General features: G+C 40.8%; 15 protein-coding genes. All 15 read right to left on the reverse strand.

What is annotated here, in order from left to right:
* Positions 1 to 53: 53 nt before the first annotated feature.
* Positions 54 to 2918, reverse strand: coding sequence for a M16 family metallopeptidase (locus ALE3EI_RS12520; protein WP_186989166.1), 2865 nt, complete (start codon positions 2916 to 2918; stop codon positions 54 to 56).
* Positions 2919 to 3020: 102 nt separating this feature from the next.
* The gene (locus ALE3EI_RS12525) at positions 3021 to 4562 is read right to left on the reverse strand and encodes a YifB family Mg chelatase-like AAA ATPase (RefSeq protein WP_186989168.1); all 1542 of its coding nucleotides are present in this window, start codon (positions 4560 to 4562) and stop codon (positions 3021 to 3023) included.
* Between the two features lie 145 nt (positions 4563 to 4707).
* Entirely contained in the window at positions 4708 to 5382 is a 675-nt protein-coding gene (locus ALE3EI_RS12530) for a response regulator transcription factor (protein WP_222614542.1), read from the reverse strand.
* A 2-nt stretch (positions 5383 to 5384) separates the two neighbouring features.
* Complete coding sequence (locus tag ALE3EI_RS12535; RefSeq protein ID WP_186989170.1) at positions 5385 to 6182, reverse strand: sensor histidine kinase; 798 nt, start codon at positions 6180 to 6182, stop codon at positions 5385 to 5387.
* Between the two features lie 3 nt (positions 6183 to 6185).
* On the reverse strand, positions 6186 to 6674 hold the full coding sequence (locus ALE3EI_RS12540; RefSeq protein WP_186989172.1) for a hypothetical protein: 489 nt from the start codon (positions 6672 to 6674) through the stop codon (positions 6186 to 6188).
* A gap of 167 nt (positions 6675 to 6841) precedes the next feature.
* Entirely contained in the window at positions 6842 to 7207 is a 366-nt protein-coding gene (locus tag ALE3EI_RS12545) for a hypothetical protein (RefSeq protein ID WP_186989174.1), read from the reverse strand.
* Between the two features lie 90 nt (positions 7208 to 7297).
* Positions 7298 to 8866: a glucose-6-phosphate isomerase gene (pgi, locus tag ALE3EI_RS12550; protein ID WP_186989176.1), complete on the reverse strand. Its 1569-nt coding sequence runs from the start codon at positions 8864 to 8866 to the stop codon at positions 7298 to 7300.
* Positions 8863 to 9723: an N-acetylglucosamine kinase gene (locus ALE3EI_RS12555; RefSeq protein WP_186989178.1), complete on the reverse strand. Its 861-nt coding sequence runs from the start codon at positions 9721 to 9723 to the stop codon at positions 8863 to 8865. The genes pgi and ALE3EI_RS12555 overlap by 4 nt, the downstream gene beginning before the upstream one ends.
* Before the next feature lie 2 nt (positions 9724 to 9725).
* On the reverse strand, positions 9726 to 10724 hold the full coding sequence (gene gap, locus ALE3EI_RS12560) for a type I glyceraldehyde-3-phosphate dehydrogenase (protein WP_186989180.1): 999 nt from the start codon (positions 10722 to 10724) through the stop codon (positions 9726 to 9728).
* 9 nt (positions 10725 to 10733) lie between these two features.
* The gene (pfkA, locus tag ALE3EI_RS12565) at positions 10734 to 11720 is read right to left on the reverse strand and encodes a 6-phosphofructokinase (protein ID WP_186989182.1); all 987 of its coding nucleotides are present in this window, start codon (positions 11718 to 11720) and stop codon (positions 10734 to 10736) included.
* Between the two features lie 342 nt (positions 11721 to 12062).
* Positions 12063 to 13910 carry a CocE/NonD family hydrolase gene (locus ALE3EI_RS12570; protein ID WP_186989184.1) on the reverse strand — a complete coding sequence of 616 codons (1848 nt, stop codon included), beginning with the start codon at positions 13908 to 13910 and terminating at the stop codon, positions 12063 to 12065.
* Positions 13907 to 15904 carry a protein-disulfide reductase DsbD family protein gene (locus ALE3EI_RS12575; RefSeq protein WP_186989186.1) on the reverse strand — a complete coding sequence of 666 codons (1998 nt, stop codon included), beginning with the start codon at positions 15902 to 15904 and terminating at the stop codon, positions 13907 to 13909. The genes ALE3EI_RS12570 and ALE3EI_RS12575 overlap by 4 nt, the downstream gene beginning before the upstream one ends.
* Positions 15905 to 15907: 3 nt before the next feature.
* A complete protein-coding gene (gene tilS, locus ALE3EI_RS12580; protein WP_186989188.1) occupies positions 15908 to 17218 on the reverse strand; it encodes a tRNA lysidine(34) synthetase TilS in 1311 nt (436 codons plus the stop codon).
* A 101-nt stretch (positions 17219 to 17319) separates the two neighbouring features.
* Positions 17320 to 18639, reverse strand: coding sequence for an anthranilate synthase component I family protein (locus tag ALE3EI_RS12585; RefSeq protein ID WP_186989190.1), 1320 nt, complete (start codon positions 18637 to 18639; stop codon positions 17320 to 17322).
* Positions 18639 to 19181, reverse strand: coding sequence for an NADPH-dependent FMN reductase (locus tag ALE3EI_RS12590; RefSeq protein WP_186989192.1), 543 nt, complete (start codon positions 19179 to 19181; stop codon positions 18639 to 18641). The genes ALE3EI_RS12585 and ALE3EI_RS12590 overlap by 1 nt, the downstream gene beginning before the upstream one ends.
* Positions 19182 to 19276 lie beyond the last annotated feature (95 nt).

Consider the following 19276-nt stretch of genomic DNA (forward strand, 5'->3'; position numbering starts at 1 on the left):
AAAAAAGGGATGCTCTACGAGCATCCCTTTTTCAAATTGATCTTAAACCAATATTACATCTTAACATCATTCAGTTTCACTTCTTCACCATCTTTGTTGAGAAGTTTAACCTCATCAAAATCCATCTTTTTGAATTGCGCAAATTGAGTAGCGGCGTCCCCAACGACCAGATAAGCCATTTTAGATTCATCCAGATATTTGTTAGCGAGTGCCTTATGTTGTTCCAATGTCATACCTCTAATCACGTCTTCTTCGCTGGCGATGTAATCTGCCGGAAGATCGTAACTACTCATTTCCTGTAACATACCCAGTAAAGAGAACTGTGTTTCGAATCGACGTGCATTAGATTTAATTAAGGCGTTCTTCGTGAACTCAAGGTCTTCAGGTGCTATGCCATTTTTATATTCAGCGATTTGATCCTTAAAGATCTGCACCGATTCTCCGGTGGTATTAGTTCTAACACTGGAAGACGCGGTAAACGTCCCCGGGATCTTACTTCCGGAGAAATTAGTTCGTGCTCCATAGGTATACCCCTTCTCTTCACGAAGAATAAGATTTACATTTCCTGAAAATGATCCTCCTAATTTATAATTCATAACTTCCGCAGGATAGAAATCCTTGTCGGTTCTCGGTAATGCGATATATCCGATATTGATCACTGACTGTTTTGCATTCGGGATATCTACAAAGTATAAGGAAGCCTTGTCGCGATTATTGGCAATCGGATACTCAGGTATAATTACCTCTTTGGCGGCCCATCGCTCCTCAAGACCGTTCAGGTTGTTAAGTGCTGTCTCTTTATCGATCTTACCAACTACGTGAAATGTACTTACAGAGGGTGAAAAGTTCTTAGTATAGAATTCCTTAAGATCCCCAATAGTGATGGCATTAACAGAGGCTTCTGTACCGCTGGTTGGGTAACTGAATATATGGTCTTCTCCGTATAAAATCTTGTTGTACACCTTATTTGCAACCGCATTCGGATTGGATTCGGCACGCTTAATATCGTTGATCGTCTTGGTCTTGATACGAGCAAATTCTTCTTCATCCCATCGCGGCTCCAAGAGAATTTCTTCGATAAGCTTCATGGTTCTGTCGAAGTTTCGGGTCAACGTATTTCCACGAATAACGATCGATTCATTGGTCGTATACATATTAATAGACGCGCCAAGCATTTCGATCTCTTCTTCTAATTGCTCGGGGGTCTTATTAGCTGTACCTTCCATCATAATATCGGTCATCAGGTTAGCCACACCATTTTTGTCTTTATTATCCAATAAATGACCTCCTTCTATAACTAAACTAAAGTTCACTGTTGGGATTTCATTCTGTTCAATACCATAGACATCCATCCCATTGGAAAGCTCGGCCGTCCATGAGGTTGGAATGTTCAGTTTTGGCGCTGGACCTTGTTCCGGCTCCACAGAACGATCGAATTTTGAAGGTGTCTTAGCGATCTCTTCATTCGATTCTTCGATAGTCTTGGTGACATTTTCTTTGATCTCTTCCTCTACAACAGGTGCTTTTGTCGAGTTTTCTGCGATGAGTTCCAGTTCCCCTTTCGGTACGAAGCTCGTCATGATAAAAGGTTTCCCTTTGATGTACTTTTCGTATACCCTCATCACATCTTCCTTAGTCACCTTTTTAATATTTTCAATATCCTGCTCAATAAACCCGGGATCACCCGCAAACACGTTATATTGTGCCAACTGGAAGGATTTACCTAACACGCTGCTAATTCCATTGTAAAAGTCTGTTTCCAGTCCGGCCTTAATACGCTCCACATCGCGGTCTGTAACTCCTTCTGTTTCAAAAAGCGTAAACGCTTCGTTGATACCCGCTTCAACCTGGTCGAGGTCTACACCGCTGTTTGCCGTAATGATAATATGAAATTCTCCGGCGATCTCCTGAGAATTATTGTAAGCCACTGTTCTAGCAGTAAGATCCTTTTCCTTTACAAGGATCTTATAAAGGGGTGCCTTTTTTCCGCGAGAAAAGATCTCAGCAAGAAAATCTAATGCATAGGCATCTTCAGTATATTGTTCAACCGTAGGCCAAACCATATCAAGACGCGGTGCACTGGCAAAATTATCTTCGTGGAATAATCTTTTAGTCTCAGAAATGGTAACAGGTTGTGGTTCTAATTTCGGAACTTCCTGACGACGCTTTATCTCACCGAAATATTTTTCGATCATCGCTTTGGCCTCATCGATCTCGAAATCACCCGCAAGTACCAACGTAGCGTTGTTTGGTCCGTAAAAACGATCGTAGAACTCACGCACATCTTCTACAGTAGCACTTTGCAGATCCACTAATTCGCCAATTACCTGCCAGTTATAGGGATGTCCTTCAGGATACAAATTTTTGTCAAGTACCCAACTCACATGTCCGTAAGGATTATTATCTACACGTTGTCTTTTTTCGTTCTGAACCACTTCCTGCTGATTGTAAAATGCAGATTCAGTAACGGTATTGATAAGATATCCCATACGATCACTTTCTAACCACATAACAGTTTCCATGGCGTTCTTTGGAACTACCTCATAGTAAATAGTACCGTCTTTCCAGGTTCCTCCATTAAGCGTACCCCCTGCATCCTGGATCTTCTTAAAGAACTGATCCTGCGGAACATTTTCAGATTCCTGAAACAACATATGCTCAAATAAATGGGCAAAACCGGTTCTTCCGGTCTTTTCACGGTTTGACCCTACCCCGTACTGAATGGCAAGAGAAACTATTGGATCACTTTTGTCTTGATGCAGTACAACATCAAGGCCATTTTCCAATTCGTATTTTTCAAATTCTAAGGAAAGCTTAGCACTTTCTTCTTTTTTGTCTTTGGTTTTATCGCCACAAGAAATTACAGCGAAGGTAAATAAAGCCAGTATTGCGGCTTTAGTAAAGGTTTTTGATATCATTATTTGATTAATTTTTATTGGGCACTAAAGATACAATTGGGTATAGTTCCAAATCTTAATATTTTGTTAAAATGAATTTAGAATTCATTTATTCATAGAAGTTTAACCAAACCATCCATCCCTGTCCAAACTTCTATATTGAATGGCTTCCGAAATATGATTCCCCGTAATAGCTTCTGAAACTTCCAGATCGGCTATAGTTCGTGCTACTTTCAGGATCCTGTCATACGCTCGGGCTGAAAGATGTAAGCGTTCCATAGCCGTTTTTAGCAATTCTAATGAAGACTTATTTAATTTACAATACTTCCGAATCTGCTTTACCCCCATCTGTGCATTGTAATGGATATTCTCAAATTCTGAAAACCGCAGGGTTTGAATCTCCCTGGCTCTGGTCACCCGCTCCCGAATAACCACACTTTGCTCACCCTTTCGTTCCTCACTCAACTTATCGAAAGGGACCGGGGTCACCTCTATATGAATATCGATCCGGTCTAACAAGGGACCCGAGATCTTGCTTAGATACCTTTGCATCTCCTGTGGTGAGGAAACTACCGGAGCTTCAGGGTCGTTGAAATACCCTCCCGGACTCGGATTCATACTCGCTACCAGCATAAAACTTGACGGATAGGTTACCGTAAATTTTGCTCTCGAAATAGTAACATCCCGGTCTTCCAGGGGCTGACGCATCACCTCAAGTACGCTGCGTTTGAACTCCGGAAGCTCATCCAGAAAAAGAACTCCGTTATGTGCCAGAGAGATCTCCCCGGGCTGCGGATAGGTCCCGCCACCTACCAATGCCACATCCGAGATAGTATGATGCGGACTCCGAAACGGGCGTGATGTCATTATTCCTCCCTTTTGTAACGTTCTTCCGGCTACACTGTGGATCTTGGTCGTTTCCAGAGCTTCAGTGAGCGAAAACGGTGGCAGGATGCTGGGTAGGCGCTTGGCGAGCATGGTTTTCCCCGAACCCGGCGGACCGATCAAAATAATATTATGACCGCCGGCGGCAGCGATCTCCATACAACGCTTGACAGATTCCTGCCCTTTTACATCCGAAAAATCGTATTCGGGGTTTTCAAGGTGTTCGTAGAATTCGGCTTCGATATCAATTTTAGTAGGAGTTATCGGTATATCTTCTGAAAAGAATTCAATGACCTGGGCTATCGTTTCAGCACCAAGAATTTCGATACCCTGTACAATAGCAGCTTCTTTGGCATTCTGCTTCGGAAGAATAAAACCTTTAAATCCCTCCTCTCTCGCGTTAATGGCAATAGGTAACGCCCCGCGAATTGGCTGAAGCTTTCCATCCAGTGATAATTCACCCATAATAATATAATCCTTTAAAGGTATGGTTTCAGAGATCTGTCCCGTGGCCACCAATATCCCCATTGCCAAGGTAAGATCATAAGCCGATCCCTCCTTCCGCAGATCGGCAGGTGACATATTGAGTATAAGTTTTTTACCCGGAATGCGATAACCGTTATTTTGAAGTGCGGCAGCGATCCTGTAGTTACTCTCTTTTATGGCGTTATCCGGCAATCCTACCAGATGATAACCAATACCGTTATCCACATTTACTTCCACTGTGATGGTGGTTGCGTCTACACCAAACACAGCACTCCCGTATACTTTTGTGAGCATAATCTTTCAGCTTAAAAAATATAGGGGAGTTACTGCTGTATGAAGATACTAAATCTGTCTAAGGATTTCAATCGATGAATAATATTTTCCGAAGAAATTCTTCAATACATCCACAAAAATTATCTGACCGAGAACTACTTGTCCTTTAATTTTCAATGATAATTGGCGGCACTAGATCATTGTTAATCGCAAAGATCACAAGTCCTGCGATATTTTTTACTCCTGTCTTTTCCAATAGGTTTTTACGATGCACTTCTACCGTACGCGGACTAATAAAAAGTTTTTCGGCAATTTCATGAGTGGTGTTTTGTTTACATATCAGCTCCAGCACTTCCTTTTCTCTAGGCGTTATAAAGGATTCGTCAAAAACCGTTCGTTCCTCCAATTTACTACCGGAAGCAAAACGTTCATTCACAATATCCATCACCGTTTTATCGTAATAAAAACCGTTGTAATAAACCTGCTTTATGGTGTGCAACACTTTAGAAGGCGGAGAATTTTTTACCAGATAAGCGCTGGCTCCCACATCGATCATATTTCTTATAAAAGGCTTGGAATTGTATGTCGTTAATGCAACAATACGAACCTCATCATAAGCCTTATGAATTACCTTGGTGGCTTCAACCCCGTTAAGCTCGGGCATCTTAATATCCATGATAATGATATGAGGAAGATCTTCTGTCCCCGCAAGGTACTCCAATAGCTCTTTACCATTGGAAGCTTCATGTACGATATTAATATCCGGATCCTTGGAAAGAATATGAGACATACCTACCCTGAACAATTCTTCGTCATCTGCTAATACAATATTGATCATCATATTTAAATTGATATTTCTATCGTTCCTTTTATACCATTTCCCGGACTCGCATCCATCTTCAGATTACCGTCTAAAATTGCCACTCTGTTAACAATTCCGCTCATCCCCAGGCCTTTTGCATTTTTAACGGCAAAAGCATCAAAGCCCTTTCCGTTGTCTTCATAATGTAAAGATACCAAGTTTTCAGACGAATCTAAAGTAAGATGAATGGAAGTCGCTTCCGAATGTTTAATAGTGTTGTTTACCAATTCCTGCGCGATACGAAATAGATGCAGTTCACGATCGGCTGCTAGGGTTCCTGGGTCGTAATTGAAGCTATAATGAAGCGCATACTTTCCTGTTTCCAATAATTCTTCGCAAAGTTCTTCCAGAGCGGCCTGTAGCCCGAATTTTTCTAAAGTGGGTGGTAGCAGGTCGTGTGCGATCTGGCGTGAACTCTCTAAAACGGTTGTGGTTACTGCGAGTATGCTCGCACCTATTTTATTGGTCTCTTCCGAAGGAATGCCCTCTTCAGCCAACATATTGGCGTTAAGGGAAACGATATTCAATTTTGAAGATATCGCATCGTGAAGATCCTGAGCGATTCGCTGTCGTTCCTCCTCCTGAGTAATGATAGTCGCCTGAAGTATTTCCTTTTGATGATCAACTTCCAGTTTGGCCTTTTCGCGTTCACTTTTTATAACCCGCTTGCTGGAATAGTAAAAAAAGGCAATAATGGCAATAGACATCAAAGCCAGCAACCCGATCGCCAACATGATCACATAAACTACCTGATTATTTTCGGCTATAAGTGAATCCATTTGTTACATCAAACTATTAGGATTATTATTCTGTGATTTTGATGGGCGAAAGTTCCTGTACCACTCTACGAAGATCAATATTACAAAGATGAGGTAGAGTAAATCATTAAGAATTCCAATATATTTCATGGTCTCCGACGGGATATCTAGTTTTAGTATTAGATTTCCGGAAGCAAAAAACAATATGCTGGATACAAAATAAAGAATTACCCCGGCGTTCACATACAAAAAACTTGCGTTCCCCGATAAGGACTTGTAATAATACAGAAGTGCATATATCGCAATGATACTTTGGGTGATGGTCACTCCAAAACTATTATAACTATAAAATACCGAAAAGTCCAACGTATATTGAATACCCAGAAGTACAAGTGCTGCAAACATCACATAATAAACCCATTTTTTATCAAATAAAAGTTTGTAAAAAACAGACATAAAAATAAACTGCCCTATAAAGTAATAATTGAACAGAAAAATATTCTCGGTTTTCATCGAGGCGTAATAAAACAGTAAACCCTGAATTACCGCAATAAAAATAAGGTAAACGGTAAAAACTTTATAAACCGCAGAATGTTTCTTAAAACTTATAAGATAGATGATGGGTAATAGTATGGATAAAACTATGACCGAATTATTGAAAATTAAAATGTATTCCAGAACTATTGATTTAAAGCACTGTTAGCATCACACCATGGCGGACAAGGTTTTGAAAAATCCCAAAGACTATTGCCGTTGGTCCCGTAACCATCATCATTGGGTAAGAGATCTCTGTAAATGGTTCCTCCTTTTCCATCAGACTCCTGAGTAGTTCCCACCACGATCAGTTTTTCAGTATTGGTGTCGTCGATACCTAAATAGACTCTCGCACATGGATTTCCTCCTTGATTCTTTATTTCATCAATGGCTCCCTGTAAATCCTCAAGCGGAAGCAAAAAAGCTCTGCAGTTGCTTTCAGGAGTATCTCTCCACTGACTGGTCCAGGTTTTGGCCTGTGCCAATGTGATCTTTTTATCTGTTTCGCTCATAATAAAATTGTATTAGTTAATGGTTTTTAAAAATAAAAAAACCCTTGATAGCGAACGAGGATTTGGAAGTAAATATTTGTGCGTATGGGGTTATCTCATATCCAGCCATTTAGACATCAATTTCTTGGTGGAAGGTGAATTCACCATGTTAATTTCCTTATTTTCAATAGCTTTCAGAGTATTCTTAGCGATCTTTTTACCTAATTCTACTCCCCATTGATCAAAACTAAAAATATTCCAGACTACTCCCTGAACAAAGATCTTATGTTCGTACAAGGCAACCAAACCGCCTAAGCTTTCAGGTGTCAATTTTTTAATAAGCAGTGTATTTGAAGGTTTGTTGCCTTCAAATTCTTTATATCCTTTAATATTCTTATCCTGAGTTCCTTGCATTAACGCTTCAGTTTGTGCAAAACAATTGGCTACAAGCTTTTGTTGGTTCACCGGATCGTTATAGAGTGATTCGGCAAAAAGAATAAAATCGGTTGGAATAAATTTGGTACCCTGATGCAACAACTGAAAAAAAGCATGCTGGGCATTAGTGCCCGTACTACCCCAGACGATGGTACCGGTCTGGTAATCCACTTTCTTTCCGTTTCTATCAGTTTGCTTGCCATTACTCTCCATAGCTGCCTGTTGCAAATAAGGCACAAACTCGGTGAGATACTGCGAATACGGTATCACCGCTTCACTTTCAGCATTAAAAAAATTGTTGTACCATACCGAAAGTAATGCTAAAATTACCGGTAGGTTTTCTGAAAAGTCGGCCGATCTAAAATGGCTATCCATCGTATGAGCACCTTTCAATAGCGATTCAAAATTTGAATACCCCAATCCGCAGCAAACCGATAATCCCACAGCACTCCACAATGAAAACCGACCTCCTACCCAATCCCAGACAGGAAAAATATTTTCAGCGTGAATCCCGAATTTTATCGCTGCAGCCTCATTCTGACTAACAGCCACAAAGTGTTTAGCAATATCACGTTCCGAACCTTGTTTCAAAAACCACTTTTTGATGATCTTGGCATTGGTAAGTGTTTCCTGAGTAGAAAAACTCTTCGAAACCACAATAAACAAAGTTGTTTCAGGATCGAGAGTTGCTAGCGTTTGAGTGAGATGATCACCATCGACATTTGAGATGAATAGAACGTTAAGATGATTCCTATAATGAGACATCGCCTCCATTACCATGGCAGGGCCCAGGTTACTGCCTCCAATACCAACATTCACGATATGGGTAATCGCTTTCCCACTATATCCCATATGTGTCCCACGGATTATTTTTTCTGAAAAAGCTTTCATTTGTTTCAGTGCTCCCTTTATTTCCGGTTTCATAGCCGAAAGATCACGCAATGCAGTATGGAGTACCGCCCTGTCTTCGGTAACATTGATCTTTTCGCCTGAAAACTGTTGTTGGATCGCTTCCTTGAGTTGTACCTCCTCGGCCAGCTGAATCAACAACGAAATGCTTTCCTCGGTAATTCGATTTTTTGAAAAATCAAGATAAAAATCCTCAAAATGTATGCTGAACTTTTCAGCTCTTTGAGGATCATCGGTAAACTGTTGCCGTATCCTAAGCGTTTTTATCTGCTCAAAATGCTCCTGAAGTTTCTTCCAGGCCTGGGTAGTCGTTGGATTTACAGAAGGCAGCCTCATTCGATGGTAAGTTTATGTTCTTTGTAATACGATATAAGTCCGTCAATAGGCCTCTTAACGAAATTGCCGGCTTGTAAATTGTGTTTCTGTAAAGCGGTTTTAATAAGTGTTTCTGAAAAATGTGCAATAGAACCAACAAAATGAACAGGAAGTCTTTTGGCTTCAGTGAAGGTTAGGATCCGGCATTCAATAAATCGTTCAATTCCTTCTGAAAGCAATGCCGAGAAATAATCATTTTCAATTTCCGATAAAAAAATAAACTCCGCAAAAGAAGCAAGATAGGCATTGGGGTTGGGTTGTTTATACAACTGCATCTTTATATGATCCGGTTCAAGATCGAAACGTTTTGCAAATTCTGAAGCAACTTCCGTAGGCATTTTTTTATAGAAATAATCCCGAAGCAATTGCTTGCCAAAATAATTTCCACTCGCCTCATCCATGACCGAATACCCCAGGGAAGGAGCATTTAAATGAACGGTTTTACCGTCGAAATAACAGCTGTTGGACCCGGTTCCAAGTATGCAAACAATTCCGGGCTCGTTGGTCACAGACAAAACCGCTGCCATAATATCTTCGTTCACCGAAACCTTAGCCTTAGGAAATAATTCCTGTAAAAGGTTCGACAGAATTGCAACCGGCGTTTCTGTCCCGCAACCTGCTCCAAAGAAATCTAGCGTAGTGACCTCTTCAACCACACCTTCTAATTCAGCATTCGATAAAATTCGGGTTTTAAGTTCTTCGGAAGATATAACAGCCGGATTAAGACCTTGTGTCCTGGTTTTAAGTTGTACTTCACCCTTCTTATCCAGTAAGATCCAATCACATTTTGTAGAGCCTCCGTCGGTTATCAATACCATAACTAAACTGTTGCTGCATAAGCCGCCAGATCGATCAATTTGGCAGAATAGGCGTATTCATTATCGTACCAGGCGACCAGCTTAAAGAAATTCTCATTCAGCGCGATCCCGGCTTCGGCATCAAAATTACAAGTGTGGGGATCGCTTACGAAATCCTGAGAAACCACCTGCTTCTCTGTATAATTTACAATACCCTGGTACGGTCCATCGGCTGCTTTTTTAAATAGCGTTTTAATTTCTTCATAGGTAGCCGATTTTTCTGTTCTCACAGTAAGATCAACCACAGAGACATCTGCCGTAGGCACACGAAATGCCATTCCTGTTAATTTACCATCCAATTGCGGAATCACCTTTGTTACGGCAACGGCTGCTCCTGTAGTAGTAGGAATAATGTTTCGCAATGCGCTGCGCCCTAATCGGTAGTTCTTTTTTGAAGGCTGATCTACAGTAGACTGCGAGGCGGTCACAGAATGAATTGTTGTCATTAAGCCTTCAACAATACCAAGATGGTCATTGATGATCTTTGCCATGGGAGCCAAGCAGTTGGTCGTACATGAGGCATTGGAGATGATCACGTCGGTAGATTTCATTTGGGTATGGTTTACGCCCATTACAAACATGGGAGCCGATTTGGACGGTGCCGAGATCACTACTTTTTTTGCTCCGGCCTTTCGGTGTGCTTCGGCCGTTTCAACCTCTTTGAACACTCCGGTACAATCCACGACTATAGACGCACTAACCTCATCCCATTTCAGATTTTCGGGATCTCTTTCGGCGGTAACCCTAATCACCTTTCCATCTACCACTAGATTTCCGTCTTGAACCTCAACGCTGCCTGGATATTTTCCGTGCACCGAATCGAATTCGAGCAAATATGCCAGATGCTCTACTTCTAGCAGGTCGTTTACAGCGACTATCTCAACATCTTTATGCTGTACGGCTATACGGAAGGCCAATCTACCTATCCTGCCAAAACCGTTTATTCCAATTTTTGTTTTCATAGTTTTCTTTTACACAGAAGTAATATCTGCGACTCGTATCAATTCTTTATCCAATTCATTTTCCCCTTTCGAAGTTTCGGTAAACGGAACTGAGGTCACCTTATTATTCACAATTCCCACCATAATATCACGCTCACCCTTAAGTAATGCGTCCACAGCACCCACACCTAGTCTGCTCGCCAAGACACGATCGTAACAACTGGGCGCTCCTCCGCGCTGAATATGACCCAAAACAGTGACTTTCACCTCGTATTCGGTGAGATTTTCCCGTATATAATCGGCTAATCCGAAAATATTCTTCCCAATCTGATCTCCTTCCGCAACTACAACTATGCTAGAAGATTTTCCCGCTTCCTTACTGCGCTTCAGAGAGGCCACCAATCGATCTTTCCCCATATTCTGTTCAGGAATCAGAATTTCTTCAGCTCCAGCGCCAATACCTGCATTAAGTGCAATATCACCGGCATCCCTTCCCATTACTTCCACCAAAAATAAGCGGTTATGAGAATGGGCCGTATCCCGTATCTTATCAATAGCCTCTACCACAGTGTTTAATGCGGTGTCATATCCAATGGTAAAGTCGGTTCCGTTAATATCGTTGTCGATGGTACCCGGGAGACCGACAATGGGAAAATTGTGCTCTTCATTAAAAACGACGGCTCCGGCAAAAGTCCCGTCGCCACCAATGGTCACAAGTGCATCAATTCCCTCGGCTTTGAGATTATCGAATGCTCTTTTACGTCCTTCTACGCTTAAAAACTCCTTAGACCGCGCCGATTTAAGAAAGGTTCCTCCTCTATTGATTATGTTCTTTACAGACCGGGCATTAAGTGTTACAAAATCTCCTTCAATTAAACCCTGATACCCTCTATACACTCCCAAACATTCCAGTTGGTGATAGGTACAGGATCTAACCACAGCCCTAATAGCAGCATTCATCCCCGGAGAATCGCCGCCACTTGTCAAAACCGCAATTTTTTTAATTTTTACCGACATCGATGTAAAGCTAAGATTAATAAGTGTATTGTACAATAACCTTTACCTCGTATAACAATGCAATAATATCATTGCAAATGACCGACTCTAAAATACGTGCTTACACGTATTTACTGGTTAAGATATAGGTGTTACATTTGATATTAAATTAGTGAATTGTTGCTGGTGGAATTTTTTGTGGGGATAGAAAATTTAATCAGCGCTTTTTTCGAAGGATAACTTCGGATTTTTAATTTACTAAGTTAGGTTTGTTATGAGCATCCCGCCGTCTGGCCGGGATGCTTTTTTTTGAGAAATTCTAACCATATTCGGTCAATCTTAAAAACCTATCTAAGCAAAGATCTATGGCTTGAGTACTGTAAATTCTACCGAAGAATCATTAAATACCTTATGCGTTTGCTTTGTAAAATGAGAAGCTTCGGCTGCAAAGATGTTAGGTACAAAGGTTTGCGGATTAAGATCTATTAAAGGAAACCAGGTGCTCTGTACCTGAATTTGGATCTTATGCCCCTTTTTAAAGGTGTGATGAATATCCTGAAGCTTTATCTGTACTGCAGCTTTTTCGTTGGGAACAAAAGGTTCCGGTTTGGAGAAACTGTTTCTGAATCGTCCCCGCATTACTTCGCTCCTTACCATCATGTGATAATTCCCCATTTTCAAATAATCCTGCGTCTCTTCATAATCTTCGGCATTGGGAGGATAGACATCAATTACTTTTACGATCCAATCGGCATCGGTTCCGGTAGTGGCTACATTAAGTTTTGCCAGTATATCCCCGGCCATAGTAATATCTTCGGTAAGCACCGGAGTTTCAAAAACCAACACATCGGGACGGCGAGCAGCGAATCGCTGATCGTCGGTCATATATTTCCGCGGAGTGAAAACCATCTTAATGTCTTCGGAATAAGGAACCGGCTTTTTAGCATCGCTTACAAATTCTTCGAAAGTATAGCTGCGTTCGGCTCGTTCATTAAGTCTTTGATTGTTCTGAAGCCAATAGGTCTTTGTTTCTGTATTTTTAGGTGGCCATTCGCTATAGGATTTCCATTCACGAGTTCCGGTGTCAAACATATACGCCTCCGGCAACTTTGTATCTCCATTAGCATCCCCTTTTAGAAAATGATTAAAGAATGGTGTTTCTATATTCTTCTGAAAATCTTCAGAAATATTATCTCCAAAATACACATTACCTATCGCCTGTCGTTCGTTATTTCGTGCCCAGTCACCATGGCTCCATGGGCCAAAAACCACTGTATTATAGTTATTGCTCCGTTCTTCTATTTTTTCATAGGTTTCAAATGGCCCGTACAGGTCTTCGGCATCAAACAAACCTCCCACAACCATAACAGCCGGCTTTATATCTTTCAGATGCTGAATGATCCCTCGGGAACGCCAGAATTCATCATAGTTGGGATGGTCTTTTAACTGCTGCCAAAAAACATTATCTTCTTTATAATACTTGTCTAAGTTGCTCAGCGGACCCACATCCAAAAAGAACTGATATTGATCTTCGGTACCCAAATCAGGAAAGTTGTACCAAGGTTCGGTAGTCGGTTTTGATTTTTCATAACCAAATACGGCTGTTGCACGCCAGTAACTCAGTAAATACGCTCCGTTATGGTGAAAGTCATCAAAAAAGAAATCTCCGATACAGGCCTGAGGAGAAGAAGCTTTTAGGGCCGGATGCGCATCAAGTAGCGAATAGGTCGCATAAAATCCCGGATAGGAAATTCCCCAGGTACCTACTCTTCCGTTGTTATTCGGAATATTTTTTACCAACCAGTCTATACTATCGTAGGTATCACTGGCTTCATCAATTTGTTTTCCTTTTTTATTTGGAATATACGCGCGCATATTGTCGTACACACCTTCGCTGTTCCACCGTCCCCGTACGTCCTGGTACACGATAATGTACCCATCTTTCATTAAAAATTCATTCGGACCTATTTTACTTCGAAACTGATCCTCTCCGTAGGGTCTGCAGCTATAAGGGGTACGCTGAAAAAGGATGGGGTAGGTTTTAGACGTGTCCTTGGGAGCGTAAATAGAGGTAAATAGTTTTACACCATCTCGCATGGTGATATACACTTCGGTCTTATTGAAATTGTCCTGCACATAGGAATCATCTGTTTGTGCCTTTGTTCCGGTTACGACAAAAATGACAAGGATCGATAGAATTAATTTTTTCATGGTTGTGTTTTATTTTCTGAATGCTTTTTTAACCCTTCATTTAGCCAATACAGATATTCATCGGCATCGGGTGTATAAGCGGTAGGTGTATTGAGGAGGTTAAGATCGGCGTCCATTAAGACATAATAGGGTTGCGAATTATTTTTAAAATTCACTGTCTGAAATGTGGCCCATTTATCTCCAATCGTACGTATGGGTTTGGTAGCCCCATTAGGTTTTAAATACGTAAATTGCTCTTCTTCTGAAAGTTTCTTCCTGTCATCAACATAAAGTGAGATCAATATATATTCATCATTAATGACATCGAAAATATCCTGTCTGCTCCACACATGTTCTTCCATCTCCCTGCAATTTACGCATGCCCAGCCTGTAAAGTCCAGCATGATTGGTTTTCCCGAAGCTTTAGCCGCAGCAACTCCTTCATCAAAATCTTTATAAGAGGTCATTCCAGGCAAAGCACCGCTTCCGGTATCGTAAATACTTTGAGAAAAAGGTGGCGCAAGGCCACTAAGCAGTTTTAAATTGGCATATTTCGTATTGGTGAGTCCGGGAACGAGGTATAACATAAATGCAATACTCGCAACTCCAAATACAATATTACCCCAGCCCAATCTTTTTCCTTTGGGTCCGTCGTGAGGAAACCGTATCACACGGAACAGATACAAGGCCATTCCCAGTGCACATAGCATCCAGATCGCGATAAAAACTTCTCTTTTCAGCAACCCCCAATGCTGTACCAGATCTGCGTTCGATAAGAACTTAAATGCCAGCGCCAACTCAGCAAATCCCAATATCACCTTTACGGTATTGAGCCATCCTCCACTTTTAGGGAGGGAGTTTAACCAATTCGGGAACAACGCAAATAATGCGAACGGAAGCGCCAATGCCAAACCAAATCCACCCATACCAAACGTAAGTTGCATGGCACCTCCATCGGTTGTAAGTGATCCACCTAACAGCGATCCCAGGATAGGACCGGTGCATGAAAACGAAACGATCGCCAGGGTCAATGCCATAAAAAAGATTCCTACAAATCCCCCAATGCTGGTCGCTTTACTATCCATTTTTGAACTCCATGAGTTGGGAAGGGTAAGTTCGAAATATCCAAAAAATGAAAAGGCAAAAACCACGAAGATCACGAAGAAGATTATATTGAGCGTGACGTTAGTAGAAATATTATTCAGAATTTCAGGATCTACCGAATCCAATAAGTGGAAGGGTATGCTAAGCAATACATAGATCAGAAAAATAAATAGCCCGTACATGATCGCATTTGCCATCCCATTCTGCCTGTTTTTAGCGCTTTTTGTGAAGTACGATACCGTTAACGGGATCATAGGGAATACACAGGGCGTAAGAAGTGCGATCAAACCACCTACAAAGCCCAGTAAAAATATGGTGAGATAACCTTGATCCCCGTCTTCCGTTTGTACGAGATAGGTTTCCTTTCCTTTGAGGTCCAGTGACAGTGCTGCAGTTTTTTCGAGATCCTCACTGTTAATTTCATCAACGGCCACTTTAGCTTTACCTGAATTCAAGTCCAGCTCAAACAGCTTGGTATCAGGCGGAAGACAACGCTCATCATCACATACCGAATACATCACTTCCACTTCAATCTTTAGACCTTCAGGATTGATAACTTCAATGGCCTGAATAAACATTGCCTTGTCTTCAAAAAAGACAATATCCGCCTCAAAAACGGGATCGTAATAGGCCGGCACATCAGGTTCTTGGGTTTCTCCTATTAGTTTGTATGTATTGTCTGAGGCATTATAGGTAAAAACTGTTGGAATAGGACTAATATCAAGATCAAGCTCTTCCTGACTGTACAAATGCCAACCTTCGTCAATTTGTGCTTTAAGTAGAATATTATACCGATTACCCTCTTCCTGCTCTACCCTTACATCCCAGGAAACCGGATCGAGAAAATCCTGAGCAAAAATTGAAGAACTAGTAACAATTGTGAGTAAAAAGGCGAAAATTAATTTTTTCATAGATCAATCAGGGCTATAAACAATTTTTAGAATTTTACGAGTATCATTTGTGACTTTAAAGCGATCATCCGACCGCATTCCCACGATCCAGATAATCTGATCGTCACTGCAAAGAACCCGGATTTTTTCTTTAGCCACCAAAGATAACTTTTCATCTTTAAAAAATTTACTCAATTTCTTTTTTCCTTTCATTCCAAAAGGCTGGAAACTATCACCTTCTTTCCATTTTCTCAGAATTAATGGATATTTAAGTTTGGCGTAATCCAAATACGCCGTATTTCGGTTTTTTCGGTTTATTTCCTCAACAATGGAAAATCTTAGTGAAATAGGAATTTCAATTCCCGAAGTATTTGCATCGATACTGATCTCTTTATCCTCTTCGGAGGTGATCTCGGTTAATAACAGCTGGTTTCGATCCTTTAGTAGACGATGTGTCTCCGAAACTATGTGTTTTCCGCTTTGAGCGTCTAAAAGGTTTATTATATCCTCCCAGGCCGTAAATCCGAAACCTTGAAGTAATTCGAACAATAGAGCTTCAGTATGGGGTAATTCTTTCAGCTTTTCAATATTTACAGCATAGCCATCTGTAGTTTCGGTCACGACAAGATTATACACCAAGGCCATATAATCATCAATAAGACTCTGAGAAGTGTTGAGGTGCTTCTGGGTGACAATAGCATTCTCAAAAATGGCGCCGGTGGCTTCCTTTAGTTTAGGAATAACTTCTAATCGCAGATTATTCCGAAGATAATCTGGGGAAGCATTGCTACTATCCTCTCTCCAGTAAATTTTATTTGCCACGGCATACTTGAGCAATTGATCTCTTGTAAAAGGAAGCAAGGGGCGCACTATTCGGTCATTTTGTTCAGGAATTCCAGTTAGTCCGCGCAAACCCGAACCGCGGGACAAATTGATCAAGAATGTTTCCAGATTGTCATTGGCGTGATGTGCAGTAACTACAAAGTTGTAATTAAAACTTTCCAGGATCTCATAGAACCAGTTATAACGCAATTCACGTGCTGCCATTTGAACTGAGAGTTTTCGGTCGCCGGCATACGCCCTGGTATCAAATGTTTCAGTAAACACAGGAATAGAAAGCGATTCGGCAAGTTCGACCACAAAGTTTTCATCTTCGTCACTTTCCGTTCCGCGAAGCGAAAAATTACAGTGTATCAATGCAATTTCACAATCGATTTCTTTCAGTAAATGAGCTAAAGACACACTGTCGAGCCCCCCACTGCAAGCCACCAGAAGTTTGCTTTCCTTTAAAAAGGGAAGCTGGGCTTCGATATGTTCTTTAAAAGCGTCGGTCATTTCTCGATCAATAATTACCTTATTGCTTATTATTATTCATTATTCATTAATCATTATTTATTGTTCATTATTTCCGGTTAACGACCAAATAACAAACATAATCAATCGTGCTCTAAGTATTCATTTTGTCGTTCGAGAACCTGTCTCATTGCTTTAGCCTTTAGCAAGCATTCTTCATATTCATTTTCGGGAATCGATTTTGCCGTTATGGCTCCACCTACCGAAAAACTAACGTATTTCTTGGCGGCATTGTATAAAATACTTCGAATAACCACATTAAAGTCAAAATCCCCATTTGGAGTAAAATATCCTATTGCACCGCTGTACAATCCCCGCTTTGTGTCTTCGGCGCTTTCAATGATCTTCATCGCCGAGATTTTTGGGGCCCCCGTCATACTACCCATGGGGAAGGTATTTTTTATGATTTCGGCAGCACTTATCTTGTCATCCACCTTACAACTTATGGTTGAGATCATTTGGTGTACCTGCTTAAACGTATAGATCACACATAACTCTTCTACGGTGACACTTCCTTTTTTTGCAAACCTTGAGAGATCATTGCGCACCAGATCGGTGATCATGATGTTTTCGCTGCGTTCTTTAGGATCTGCTCTAAGTCTTGTTTTCTGATCTTCATCTTCCCTGGCATCTGCATGACGTCTGGCGGTTCCCTTTATAGGTTGAGAAACAACGGTATTACCATTTTTCTTAAGATAGCGTTCGGGGGAAGCCGATAGGGCAAAATGTTGGTTTAATTTTAAAAAAGTTGCAAAAGGTGGGTGAGAAAGCCGGTTAAGCTGTTGGTAGGTTTTTACAGGATCGATGATCACATTTTCTGAATAAAACTCCTGACAGAAATTAGCTTCATAGATATCTCCCCGTTCTATATGCTTTAAAATGCGGTCTAATTTCCGGAAATAGGCATCTTTAGAGGTACGAAGACTAATTTTTATGGCTTCTTCTTCAGAAAGTGCTTCATCTTCAACTGAAAGATCCTGAATATCGGTCAGATCCTGCTGCCATTCATCAGCCACCAGATTCAAATAGTGAAGTTCTACGGAATCTTCCGTAAACACAAAGATCTTTTTAGGTTGAAAAAAATAAAGATCTGTAAATTCCAGTCCGTCATAATTTTCAGAAGATAATTGCTCAACATCATTTTTAAGGTCATAGGTAAGATAGCCAAATAACCAGTCCTTAGTGTTTCCTTGGTATTCATTCAATTTTTCGAACGCCTTGTGAAAATCGGTTTTTATTAGCGTAAAAGCATCCACGGCCAAAATAGCGCTATAGGAACTGTGAAGTTGTGGATATTTGTTGGAATCCATCCATATCACTTCATCGAACTGTTGCGACCAGGTAAGTAGCTTCGCCTTGAGTTCGTCGGTGAGCAATAATGGGATCGATTTATGGAAACGCATTAAGTATTTATTTGATGCTCAAAATTTTGGATGACATCCATAAAACCCAACAGGAGTACTTCGTTTGTGATCGTTTGTTTTTCTTCGGAAAAATTATCTTCAAACGACGGAAAGCTAAAACTCTCTACCACTTCTCCGCCAAATCTTGGGATGACTCCCTTAGTGTATTCCAACGCTGAAGCTGCTCCGCGTTTACCGGGTGAGGTGCTCATAAGCAATATCTTTTTCTGAGCAAGAAACTTATATTCTATCCGTGAAAGCCAATCGATCACATTCTTAAAAAACGCTGAAACAGCACCATTGTGTTCGTTTACGGAAATCATTAACGCATCGGCGTCCATAATTTCATTACGAAGTAAGCTAAGTTCTACCGAATACCCTTGTTCCTTCTCAATATCTACACCAAAGAGCGGTAAATTATAATCGGTTAAGTTAATATGTTGCACTTCATGTCCGCTAATTTTTGAGGCTGCAAAATCGACTAGTTTTTGATTAATGGAAGTACTGCTATTACTTCCGGCAAATGCAAGTATTTTTTTCATGACTCAAAGATATTTAAATTCCTACTCATACCTTAAGTGGTTACACAAGTAAATTGGTTAAGATTATAATGAAGCGATGTATTTCACCGAAGGTT

The organism is Constantimarinum furrinae, from assembly GCF_014295415.1.
Lineage (GTDB): Bacteria > Bacteroidota > Bacteroidia > Flavobacteriales > Flavobacteriaceae > Constantimarinum > Constantimarinum furrinae.